This is a genomic window from Micromonospora sp. RP3T (assembly GCF_003027925.1).
Taxonomy (GTDB): Bacteria; Actinomycetota; Actinomycetes; order Mycobacteriales; family Micromonosporaceae; genus Micromonospora.
In genome coordinates this window covers 108,642-119,872 of record NZ_PYPS01000021.1, presented here as the reverse complement: position 1 = coordinate 119,872, position 11,231 = coordinate 108,642, and the positions used below count along the sequence as shown (strand labels likewise).

At 73.7% G+C, this 11,231-nt stretch carries 10 protein-coding genes and 1 pseudogene; 4 read left to right on the top strand and 7 right to left on the bottom strand.

Going from position 1 to position 11,231, the window contains the following annotated elements; translation table 11 throughout:
• Nucleotides 1–265 precede the first annotated feature (265 nt).
• The 3 genes and pseudogenes from C8054_RS33270 to purD form a co-directional block, all read left to right on the top strand.
• Nucleotides 266–430: pseudogene (locus tag C8054_RS33270) on the top strand (type IV toxin-antitoxin system AbiEi family antitoxin domain-containing protein); the annotation flags it as partial.
• A 66-nt stretch (nucleotides 431–496) separates the two neighbouring features.
• Nucleotides 497–1,213 (top strand): endonuclease domain-containing protein, encoded by a 717-nt coding sequence (locus tag C8054_RS18350; protein WP_233219706.1) that lies wholly within the window; start codon nucleotides 497–499, stop codon nucleotides 1,211–1,213.
• An 89-nt stretch (nucleotides 1,214–1,302) separates the two neighbouring features.
• Nucleotides 1,303–2,550, top strand: a complete 1,248-nt coding sequence (gene purD, locus C8054_RS18345; protein ID WP_107158028.1) for a phosphoribosylamine--glycine ligase — start codon at nucleotides 1,303–1,305, stop codon at nucleotides 2,548–2,550.
• A gap of 91 nt (nucleotides 2,551–2,641) precedes the next feature.
• Here the strand turns inward: purD and C8054_RS18340 are convergent, their stop codons facing one another.
• The 4 genes from C8054_RS18340 to C8054_RS18325 all read right to left on the bottom strand — a co-directional run bounded on the left by C8054_RS18340 (nucleotide 2,642) and on the right by C8054_RS18325 (nucleotide 7,609).
• Complete coding sequence (locus tag C8054_RS18340; protein WP_107158008.1) at nucleotides 2,642–4,135, bottom strand: N,N-dimethylformamidase beta subunit family domain-containing protein; 1,494 nt, start codon at nucleotides 4,133–4,135, stop codon at nucleotides 2,642–2,644.
• A 73-nt stretch (nucleotides 4,136–4,208) separates the two neighbouring features.
• Nucleotides 4,209–5,774, bottom strand: coding sequence for an AMP-binding protein (locus C8054_RS18335; protein ID WP_107158007.1), 1,566 nt, complete (start codon nucleotides 5,772–5,774; stop codon nucleotides 4,209–4,211).
• Between the two features lie 165 nt (nucleotides 5,775–5,939).
• Nucleotides 5,940–7,154 (bottom strand): acyl-CoA dehydrogenase family protein, encoded by a 1,215-nt coding sequence (locus tag C8054_RS18330; protein WP_107158006.1) that lies wholly within the window; start codon nucleotides 7,152–7,154, stop codon nucleotides 5,940–5,942.
• A 2-nt stretch (nucleotides 7,155–7,156) separates the two neighbouring features.
• A complete protein-coding gene (locus C8054_RS18325) occupies nucleotides 7,157–7,609 on the bottom strand; it encodes an SCP2 sterol-binding domain-containing protein (RefSeq protein WP_107158005.1) in 453 nt (150 codons plus the stop codon).
• A gap of 66 nt (nucleotides 7,610–7,675) precedes the next feature.
• Between C8054_RS18325 and C8054_RS18320 the strand changes: the two genes are divergently transcribed.
• Entirely contained in the window at nucleotides 7,676–8,314 is a 639-nt protein-coding gene (locus tag C8054_RS18320; protein ID WP_199199831.1) for a TetR/AcrR family transcriptional regulator, read from the top strand.
• 45 nt (nucleotides 8,315–8,359) lie between these two features.
• Here the strand turns inward: C8054_RS18320 and C8054_RS18315 are convergent, their stop codons facing one another.
• Genes C8054_RS18315 through C8054_RS18305 form a run of 3 tightly spaced genes read right to left on the bottom strand, consistent with a single transcriptional unit; the run spans nucleotide 8,360 to nucleotide 11,231 of the window.
• Entirely contained in the window at nucleotides 8,360–8,989 is a 630-nt protein-coding gene (locus C8054_RS18315) for a DedA family protein (RefSeq protein ID WP_107158003.1), read from the bottom strand.
• Nucleotides 8,990–9,012: 23 nt separating this feature from the next.
• A complete protein-coding gene (locus C8054_RS18310) occupies nucleotides 9,013–10,275 on the bottom strand; it encodes an adenylosuccinate synthetase (protein ID WP_107158002.1) in 1,263 nt (420 codons plus the stop codon).
• Entirely contained in the window at nucleotides 10,272–11,231 is a 960-nt protein-coding gene (locus tag C8054_RS18305; protein ID WP_107158001.1) for a hypothetical protein, read from the bottom strand. The genes C8054_RS18310 and C8054_RS18305 overlap by 4 nt, the downstream gene beginning before the upstream one ends.

The following is an 11,231-nucleotide window of genomic DNA, read 5'->3' as shown; positions in this document are numbered from 1 at the left end:
ACGCGGCTACCAGCGTCCGACTAACCCACGACCTCACACGGACCAAGGAGCGACGACGTCAGCGAGCGACCGACACGATTTTCAGCCCGGAACGGGCCACCTCGCCAGAGGCGACAAGGACTAACCCCCCACCCCACCCCACCCCCACCGTGTTGATCAAGAAGTTTGCGTCAGGATCCGAGCTGATCCTGACGCAAACTTCTTGATCGACGACGCCCTGGCGTGGCGGTTGTCCACAGGTTTGTCCACAGGGGTTCTGGCGGGGGTGGTTCGGGGGCAGCCTGGGGTGGTGGGTGATCGTGTGACGTTGGGGCGGGTGGCTGCTCGGCAGGGCGGGGTGGTGACGGCCGCACAGGCCCTCGCTCTGGGTTTCAGTCGGGACCAGGTGCGTCATCTCGCTCGGTCCGGGCGGTGGATCCGGGTCGCTCGTGGCTGTTTCGTGCCGGTGCCGCAGGTGGACGTCGCGTCGCTCCGGCGGGCCAGGATCCGGGCTGCCGTGGAGAGCCTAGGTGCCGGTGCGGTCGCCGTGCTGGACACCGCCGCCGAACTGCACCGCATCGGCGGCCTGCGTGCCACGCCGGCGGTCCACGTGTCGGTGCCCCCGGACCGTCCGCGTCCGCAGCGTCCGACCGACCCCGATCTGGTGGTGCACCAGCTCACCCTTGGCCCTGACGCCGTTTGCACCACCGATGGCGTCGCGGTCACGACTCCCGCCCGCACAGTGGCGGATGTGGTCCTCCGCGCCGATCGTTACCCCGCGGTGTGCGTCGTCGACTCGGCGCTCAACCAGGAACTGATCGACGAGTCGGATCTGTCGCTGATCGCGGCGCTCATCGCCCGGCGGCGGGGTGCCGTGGCGGCCCGACGTCACCTGGCCGAGTCGGACGGTCGGGCCCAGTCACCCCTGGAGACGCGGGTCCGACTGCGGTGCGTGGACGGCGGCGTGCCGCCCGACGTGTTGCAGGTGGAGGTCCGCGACGACGACGGTTACCTGCTCGGCGTGGGTGACCTGGGCTGGCGCGCCGCCCGCGTCATCGCCGAGGCGGACGGCCGGGCCGTACACGGGTCACTCCGGGCGATCTACGAGGACCGCGCCCGACAGAACCGCCTGGCCAACGCCGGCTGGACGGTCCTTCGCTTCACCTGGCAAGACACTCTCCGCCCCGACTACATCCCCCACACCGTCGCACGCGCCCTCCGTCGCTCCCGTTGATCAAGGAGTTCGCGTCACGTAGGGCCGGAAATGAGACGCGAACTCCTTGATCAACGGGGTGGGGTGGTGGGGTCAGTAGGATGCCGGTCGTGCGGGTTCTTCTTGTGGGTGGTGGGGGGCGGGAGCATGCGCTCGCGCTCGGGTTGGTTCGCGATCCGGCCGTGGAGGCGCTTGTCGCGGCACCGGGGAATCCGGGGATCGAGGAGGTCGCCGCGCTGCGGGAGGTGACCCCCACCGATCCGGCCGCGGTGGCGGCGCTCGCCGTCGAGACGGCGGCCGACCTGGTGATCATCGGTCCGGAGGCGCCGCTGGTGGCCGGCGTCGCCGACGCGGTACGCGCCAAGGGCATCGCGGTGTTCGGCCCCGGCGCGCAAGCGGCCCGGCTGGAGGGCTCGAAGACGTTCGCGAAGGACGTGATGACCGCCGCCGGCGTGCCGACCGCCCGCGCGTACACCTGCGTCGACGCGGCCGAGGTGGCGCGGGCGCTGGACGATTTCGGCGCGCCCTACGTGGTGAAGGACGACGGGCTCGCCGCCGGCAAGGGCGTGGTGGTCACCGACGACCGGGCGGTCGCCGAGCGGCACGCCGCCGAGTGCGGCCGGGCGGTGATCGAGGAGTTCCTCGACGGTCCCGAGGTCTCGCTCTTCGTGGTCACCGACGGCGAGGCGGCGCTGCCGTTGCTGCCGGCGCAGGACTTCAAGCGCGTCGGCGACGGCGACACCGGGCCGAACACCGGCGGCATGGGCGCGTACGCGCCGCTGCCGTGGGCGCCGGCGGGCCTGGTCGACGACGTGATGCGTGACGTGGTGCACCCGACGCTGGCCGAGTTGCGCCGCCGGGGCACCCCGTTCGCCGGCCTGCTCTACGTGGGCCTGGCGATCACCGCGAAGGGTCCTCGCGTGATCGAGTTCAACGCGCGCTTCGGCGACCCGGAGACGCAGGTGGTGCTCGCCCTGCTGGAGACGCCGCTGGCCGGGCTGCTGCACGCCGCCGCCACCGGCACGCTGGGCGCGCACCCGCCGCTGCGGTGGCGCGACGGCGCGGCGGTCACCGTCGTGGTCGCGGCCGAGGGCTACCCGGCGGGCCCGCGTACCGGGGATGTGATCACCGGCGCGGACCGCGCCGGGATCATCCACGCCGGCACCCGCCGCGACGCCGACGGCACGTTGCGCTCCGCGGGCGGCCGGGTCCTCTGCGGTACGGCCACCGGCCCGGACCTGGCCGCCGCGCGCGACGCCGCCTACGCGCTGGTACGCGGCGTCGAGCTGGCCGGCGCCCACCACCGCACCGACATCGCGGCGGCGGCGGTGGACGGCCGGATCACGATCCCGGGCTGACCGGGGGCGCGGGCGGCAGCATGGCGAGCGCCGCGCCGATCACCGCACCGCACCCGTGGTCGGTCCTGGGTGGAAGTCCCGTAGGTGGCCGTCAGGCGGGCGCGGACCGGTCCCGGGCGACCATCCGGTCGAGCACGTTGGCGGTGGCCCGCTCGATCCGTGTATCGCGGTGGCCGCGCCGGTCCAGCGCCATGGTCCAGCCGAGCGTGCCGGTGGCGAACACGACCGCGCCCTGCGGCGTCTCGTGCACGTGGGTGCCCTGGAGCCGCCGGCCACCCTGCTGCGCCGGGTACGGCGACGAGCTGAGCATCGTCCCGTCGGGGCGGGGGACGCCCGCGTTCAGGCCGTCCGCCTCGCCGGCCACCACGCCGGGGATGCGGTCCCCGTCGGCCACGCCGGTGCCGGCCCACACCCAGTGGTCGGCCGAGCGCACCACGAGCGGCTGCGGGGTCAGCACGATGCCGTTGTACTGCACGCCGAGCAGCGCCTGCTCCGGCCGGTCGAGGTCGCGCCAGGTGACAGTCGGGCCGGCGGCGTCCTCGCCCGGGTCGGGGCGGGTCTTGACGCACTCGACCAGGCGGTCCGGGCGGCCGTCCGCGGCGGCGGCCACGCGTACGTGCCAGTAGACGCTGTTCGCGCCGAAGAAGGCGAGGCTGGTGCCGCCGGCCAGCCCGGCCTCCACGGCCCGGCGCATCTCCGCCGACCAGTACTCGTCGTGCCCGCAGAACACCAGGCCCCGGTGCCGGGCCGGGTCGAGGCGGCCGGAGTGCAGGTCGAAACTGGTCGCGTAGCTGACGTCGTAGCTGTTGCGTTCCAGCCACCGGATCGCGTCCTGGTCGCGGTCGGCCTGGGTGGGCAGGCCCGCGCCGGCGTACGGGCGGTCGAAGGAGACCGCCCGGGCCCGCAGCTCGGGGCCGCGTCGGCCGTTCGGGCGGTAGCCGTTGTAGAGGCTCCGGCCGGCCCGCCGGTCGCGGGGCCACTGGTTGTACGCCTGCCAGGTGGTCACCGGCAGCACCACGCAGAGCGCGGCGGCCCGCCGGTCGTCGCGTACCACGAAGGGGGTGGCCGCCCGCCAGCCGGCGGCCGAGGTGAAGACCGCCTGGTAGAGGCCGGAGGCCCAGCCCTCGGGCACGCGCAGGCGCCAGGAGCGCGGCCACCGGCAGTCGAGCGCACCGGTGTCCGGGTCGGCGGGTGGCACCGGCTGCGGCTCGCCGGCCAGCTCGGGGCTGGTCAGCAGCGTGCGGGCACCGGTGCCGGCGTACCAACCGATCCGGTGCACGGTGATCCGGAACGGGCCGGCCGGCTCGACCGCGACGTGGAAGTCGATCGTCTCGCCGGGGGCGACGCTCGTCGTCGAGGCGTACCCCTGGATCTGACGTCGCCGGTCGTCGGCGGCCCGGCCGCCGTCCGCCGGCCACCAGGGCGCGCCGGCCGCGCGGTTCTCGATCTCGACCGGCGGGAGCTGCCGGGGGACCGGAGGGCTCTCGCGGTGCTCGCCGCGCACCGGTTCGAGGGGGCCGAGCGCGGAGGCGGACGCGCCGCCGAGGAGGAGGCCGAGCGCGGTTCGTCGGCGGAGTCGGACCATGGTGTTTTTCCCCGTTCACCCACTGAAACGCGGGCAAAGGTAGCACCATGCTCCGTCCTCTGTGGTCAGCCGATCAGCCGAAGTACCGGCGTAGTTCCCGACTCAGCACCTTGCCGGTGGCGTTGCGGGGGAGGTACTTGACGAAGATCACGTCGCGGGGCACCGAGAAGCGGGCCAGGTAGCGCCGGACGTACTCACGGACCGCCTCCGGGTCGAGCGTCTCGCCGGGGCGCAGCGCCAGGAACGCGGCCAGCCGCTGCCCGTACTCCGGGTCCGGCACGCCGAGCACGGCCACCTCGCGGACCTGCGGCAACCGGGCGATCAGATCCTCCACCTCGGAGGGAAAGACGTTCTCGCCACCCGAGACGATCATGTCGTCGGCCCGCCCGTCCACGAAGAGCAGACCCTCCGGGCTCAGCCGGCCCAGGTCGCCGGTGTCGAGCAGCCCGTCGCGGCTCTCCCGGCCGGCGCCCGACGTGTAGCCCTCGAAGAGCATCTCGTTGCCGACGAAGATCCGGCCGACCCGACCGTCCCGGACCGGCCGGCCCGCCTCGTCCACGATCTCCAGCCGGGTGCCGTGCGGCGGCCGGCCGGCCGTGGTGGGCGCGGCGCGCAGCTCGGCCGGGCCGGCGATGGACGCCCAGGAGACCTCGGTCGAGCCGTACAGGTTGTACAGCACGTCGCCGTAGCGGTCCATGAACGCCGTGGCCAGGTTGCCCGGCAGCGCGGAGCCGCTGGCCGCGACCACCTTGAGCGGCGGCCGGTGCGACGGCGGCGCGACCTCCATCAGCCGTTGCAGCATCACCGGTACGGCGAAGAGCGCGTCGCACGGCTGGTCGGCCAGCGCGGCCAGCGTGGCGGCCGGGTCGAAGCGGCGGTGCAGCACGACCGTGGCGCGCAGCGCGAACGAGACCTGGAGGGCGGCGTACCCCCAGGTGTGGAAGATCGGGGCGGCGATCATGACGACGTCCCGCGCGTGCAGCGGAATCCGGTCGATGATGGACACCAGCGGGCCGAAGCCGTGCGGGGTGGGCCGGCGGGCACCCTTGGGCGTGCCGGTGGTGCCGGAGGTCAGCACGATGGTCCGGCCGTCGCGTTCCGGCGGCTGGAGCCGGTCGCCGGGCACCGCGCCGGCGATCAGCTCCTCCTGCCGTCGCTCGTCGACCCGGTGCAGTTCGGTCGGGAGGCCGAGCACCCGGTCGGCGAATTCGGCGTCGTGCACCAGCACGCGCAGGCCCTGCTCGTCGGCGACGGTGACCAGTTGGGCCGCGGAGAGGCCGGTGTTGACCAGGACGGCGTCCGCGCCGAGCAGCATCGACGCGACTATCGCCTCGATCAGCCCGTGGTGGTTGCGGCAGAGCAGCCCCACCCGGTCGCCGGCCCGCACGCCGAGGCCGGAGCGCAGTGACCGGGCCAACCGCTCCGAGCGGTCCAGCAACTCCTGGTAGGTCAGCGCGGCGCCGTGCTCGTCCACCACGGCGACCCGACCGGGGTCGCGGGCGGCGGCCTGGCGCAGCTCCCCGGCGAGGCTCCAGCCCCACCGGCGCAGCGCGTTCAGTTGCGAGGCCACCCGGATCGGGCGACCCGGGGTGAGCAGTCCGCGTCGGGTCAGCGTGGCGACGATGAACGGCAGGTCCACGGCGCAACCTCCTTCGCGTTCGAGGTCTCCCGATCATGCATCCGACCTGGTAGGTCGCGCGAGGGGGCCCGGCCCGCGACGGCGCCGACGGCGACCGGGTGGACCCCGGCCGCGCGTCGGCGCGCCCGGCACGGCGTGCCGTCGCGGGCCGGGGTCCGGCGGCGATCAGCGAATCTGCATCCCGGAGATGGCCCGGGAGATGACCAGCCGCTGGATCTCGGAGGTGCCCTCGAAGATGGTGTAGATCTTGGCGTCCCGGTACCACCGCTCGACCGGGTGGTCGCGCAGGAAGCCCGCGCCGCCGAGGAGCTGGACCGCCTTGTCGGTCACCGAGACGGCCACCTCACCGGCCTTGAGCTTCGACATCGAGCTCTCACCGGCGGTGAACGGCCGGTTGTTGCGGCCCATCCAGGACGCCCGCCAGACCAGCAGCCGGGCGGCGTCGATCTCCATCCGCATGTCGGCGAGCGCGAACGCGACCGCCTGGTTCTCGATGATCGGTCGCCCGAACTGCACCCGTTCCTTGGCGTAGTCGAGCGCGTACTCGTACGCGGCCCGGGCCACGCCGAGCGCCTGCGCGCCGACGGTCGGCCGGGACAGCTCGAACGTGCGCATCGCCGCCTGGCCGGAGGCGCGTTGGCCGGCGCGGGCCCGGGCCAACCGCTCGTCGAGGGCGTCCTTGCCCCCGAGCAGGCAGCGGCCCGGCACCCGGACGTCGTCGAGGAAGACGTCGGCGGTGTGCGAGGCGCGCAGCCCGAGCTTGCGCAGCTTACGGGTGGCGCTGAGGCCGGGCGTGCCCGGCGGTACGACGAACGCGGCCTGCCCGCGCGAGCCCAGCTCCGGCGCGACGGAGGCGGTGACCACGTGCACTCCTGCGATGCCGCCGTTGGTGGCGTACGCCTTCTGGCCGTTGAGCACCCACTCGTCGGTGGCCTCGTGGTAGACGGCGCGGGTCCGCATCGACCCGACGTCGGAGCCGGCCTCCGGCTCGGTGGTGCAGAACGCGGCGACGGCCGGGGAGTCGGTGTCGCCGAAGCACTGCGGCACCCACTCGACGAGCTGGTCCGGGGTGCCGGCGCCGTAGATGCCGGCGACCGCGAGGGCGGTGCCGAAGATGCTCAGGCCGATGCCGGCGTCGCCCCAGAAGAGCTCCTCGCTGGCGATCGGCAGGGAGAGGCCGGTGGGGTCGGCCCAGCAGGTGGCGAGGAACTCGAACCCGTACAGGCCGACCTTCGCCGCCTCCTGGATGACCGGCCAGGGAGTCTCCTCCCGGGCGTCCCACTCGGCCGCGGCCGGGCGCACGACCTCGGCGGCGAAGCCGTGCACCCAGTCGCGAAGGTCCCGCTGTTCCTCGTTCAGGTCGAGCGAGAACTCGGCCATGGTCAGGCCTTGGGGATGTCGAACAGGTTGGCGATGTTGGCCGCCAGGCCCAGGTCACCCTTGGCCTTGAGCTTGCCGGTCATGAACATCATCACCGGGTTGGCACCGCCGGAGACGATCTTCAGGAACTCGACCGGGCCCATGGTGAGGCTGAGCTTCGGGTCCCGGGTCGGGGTGTCCGAGACGGTGCAGGTGCCGTTCTCGATGACGATCTCGTACGTGTCGGTGCCGCCGTCCGGACGACCGGTGATGTTCCAGTGGATGACCGCGTTGGTGGAGCCGGCGCGGTCGGCCCGGAACAGCGTGGGCATCCGGTTGAAGACCTCGCTGAGGATCTTGCCGCGCGCGTCACCGGACATGATCTCGGCGATCTTGTCGTCCGGCGTGGACTTGACCAGCTGCGCGAACTCCTTCGGGCCGACGTTCGCGAAGTTGGCCGGGTCGAAGTCACTCATGGGACGCACCTCTCGACTTTGGCTACTCCCGCGTAACCCTACGCACGAGTAGGTATGCTCGCAAGGGTGTCCAGCACACCGACGTTCAAGCGCCTTCCCCGCGCCGTACGCGAGCAGCAGATGCTCGACGCGGCGGTCAAGGTCTTCTCCCGACGCGGCTTCCACGCCGCCAGCATGGACGAGATCGCCGACGACGCCGGCATCTCCAAGCCGATGGTCTACGCCTACCTCGGCACCAAGGAGGAACTCTTCGTCGCCTGCCTGCACCGCGAGGGCACCCGGATGATGGAGGCCATCGCCGGCGCCGCCGCCCCCGACCTGCCGGCCGACGAGCGGCTCTGGCGCGGGCTGCGCGCGTTCTTCGGCTTCGTCGGCGCGCACCGGGACGGCTGGGCGGTGCTCTACCGGCAGGCCCGGGGCTCCCAGCCGTTCGCCGCCGAGCTGGCCACCATGCGCGGCCGACTGGTCGACGTGGTCGCCGGCATGCTCGACCACGCGCTGCGCGCCTCCGGCCGTGAGGTCGGCGCCACCGACCTGGAGGTGGTGGCGTACGCGCTGGTGGGCGCGTCCGAGTCGCTCGCCGACTGGCTGGCCGACCACCCCGAGGCCGACGCCGAGAAGACCGCCACCCGCATGATGAACGTCGCCTGGCTGGGCGCCGACCAACTCCTACGCGGCATCACCTGGCGCCCGGGTGGGGTGTAAGGAGGGGGCCCCGGTTAACGCTTCCGGTATAGGCGGGGCCCCCGCTTAACAACCCGCGCCGCGTCGCGCCGCGGCCCGGGCGCGCGCCCGGCGACGGGCCCAGCGGGCGGCCTCGAACAGGCCGGTGACCGCCACCGAGATGCCGATGCCGGCGAGCAGCCCGGTGACCGGGTTGTGCTCGAACGCCAGCCCGCCGAAGTAGCCGAGCAGCCCGCAGTAGATCCCCCAGGTGCCGCACGCCAGCGCGTCGTAGAGCAGGAACGAGCGCAGCGGATAGCGGACCGCGCCCATGGTGAGCGTGACCGCGGTGCGGCCGCCGGGCACGTAGCGCGCGGTGGTCAGGATCATCCCGCCACGCCTGTCGACCGCCCGGCGGGCCCACTCGGAACTCGCCCGCCGCCGGCTGTCGGCGGGCAACCGGGCCAGCCGGTGCGCGCCCCCGCCGCGCCCGATGGCGTACGAGACGTGGTCGCCGACCAGCGCGCCGAGCGCGGCGGTCACGATCACCGCCACCAGGTTCGGCTCGCCGCTCGCCGCGAACACGCCGGCGGTGATCACCACCGTCTCGCCCGGCACCGCCGGGAAGAACGCGTCGACTGCGGTGACCGCGACGATCACCAGGTACACCCACGGCGAGGTCACCGTCTGGTGCAGCAGGTCGAGCACGTCCCCCATGCCCCCATGCTCGACGCTGGGCGTTAAGCGGGGGCCCTTCCTATACAAAATGCGTTAACAAGGGGCCCCTCCTTCTCCTCGGCGGTGGGGCCGTGCGACGTCAGCAGCACGGGGGCGCGGAGCGCCTCCGACACCGTCGCCGGCCAGTCGGCCGGCGCCTCGTCCAGCACCGGCCGGGCCCGCATCAGCCGGGTGGTCAACGCCGCCTGCCGGTCCAGGTCGCCGGGTGGGCCGGGCACGAGCCGGTCGAGCCCGTCCGCGTACCGCCGGCACATGCGCAGGCGAGGGCCGGCCAGGTCGAGGTGGGTGAGCGCCAGCCCGTCCACGCCGCCCGCCACGTCGAGGGCGTACCGGTGGGCGACGGCGTCGAAGTGCCCGAACCGGAACCGGCCCTGCCATTCGTTCGTCGGGTTGCGCGGGTCGGTGAACGGCAGCGCCGGGTCCTCGGTGACGAGTGGGCCGGGGCCGTGCCGGGTGGTGGTCACCCGCAGCACCCCGAGCCGCTGCGCGGTCCCGGCCATCCCGGCCTCGGCGAGCAGCGTCTCGGCGTTGGCGAACGTCGTGGTGCTCCACGTCGTGTACGGGTGGAAGCCGTGCCACTCGTCCAGCAGCACGCCCTGCGCGCCCTCGAACACGCAGGTGCCGGCGCGCAGCGCCCCGGCGAGCCAACTCCGGTCGACGATCGCCACCCGGTCGGCGAACGCCGCGTACGCGGGCAGGCAGTCGTCGACCGGCGGCGCGTCCAGCGCCCCCAGCTCGGCGGTGAGCCGGTCGCGCAGCGCGGTGAGCCGGCGGCGCAGCACCGCCGGCCGGCCGCAGTCCGCGACCCGGGGCGCCTCGTCGGGGTGGGCGAGGCCGTACGCGACCGCCTCGCCCACCCCGAGCCCGCAGGAGCCGTGCCGGTCGGCTCCCCGGGCGATCTCCCGGGCCCGGTTGGCGGCCCGGTGGTACGGGGTGGCCAGCAACGCCTCCCCGTCGACGGTCAGCCGGTCGAACGCGTCGGGCACGCCGACCGACGCCAGGTGGTCGGCCTCGGCGGCCAGTGCCAGCGGATCGACCACCACGTGCCGCGCCAGGTGCGTCCGCACCCCGGGACGGAACGTGCCGGCGCCGAACTGCGCGAACGTGTGCGCCCGCCCGTCGCGCAGCACCACGTTGTGCGCCGCCTGCGCGCCGCCGTTGAAGCGGACCACGGTGTGCACCGGCCGGGTCGCGCAGAGCGCGTCGACGACGGTGCCCTTCCCGGCGTCGCCGTAGCCGAGGTCGACCACCAGCACGTGGTTCACAGCCGGGTGACCCCGTTCCCGCCGTCGGTCGGGGCGAACGGCAGCGCCGCGACCGCGCGCCGGCCGCCGCCGAGCCCGGCGAGCGCCCGGGAGACGGTCCGGGTGGCGGTCGAACCGTGCCGGTCCAGGTCGCTCAGCCCGGCGTCCAGGTCGATGGCCTGTTCGCCGAGGCCGACGGTGAGCGCGATGGTCTCGCAGACCGCGTCCAGGTCGTCCAGTTCGACCGCGTTCTGCCCGAGCAGGCCGCGCCAGAAGTCGAGCACCTTGCGGTTTCCGGCGTAGTGGCTGCCGGCCGGGAGCAGGTAGTAGGTGTCCCACCGCGCGGTCACCTCGTCCACCACCTGCCGGATCGGCAGGTCCTCGGCCAGGCCACCGCCGATCAGCCGGGCCACCTCACGCGCCTTCACCCGGGGGTACGCCAGCTCGTCGCCGATGATGAACAGGTAGCCGCGTCGGCCCCGCTTCTCCCAGCTGTCGGTGGCCGTGTGCCGGGCCATGAAGTGCAGCGCCAGCTCGTACGACTCCATCATCTGGCCGCCCCCGCCGCCTTCCAGCACGATCCGGCCGAGGTCGTCGTCCATCCGGTTGTCGGACTCGAACTGCCCGATCTGGAGCGGCACCCGGTCGCAGGTGGCGTCGCCGATCGCGCCGAACAGGACCTGCGGGTCGCGGGCGTACCCCTGGCGGGTCAGCAGGCCGAGCAGTTGCGGCAGCTTGCGTTGGAGCACCCGGGGCACGTGTCCCATCGAGCCGGTGACGTCGAAGAGCACCGCGATCGGCGTCGACTGCGGGTGCTCGGCGGAGTCGCGGCTCTCCCGCGTCGCGTCGCGCGGGTCGAGTGCGGGGTGCACCTGCCGGGCCCCGCTGTCGCTGTAGGAGAACGCGCTCTTGCCGGTCCGGCGCCGGTAACGGTCGGCGGCGTCGTACACGTCGGTGGACCAGATTCCGCTGCCCAT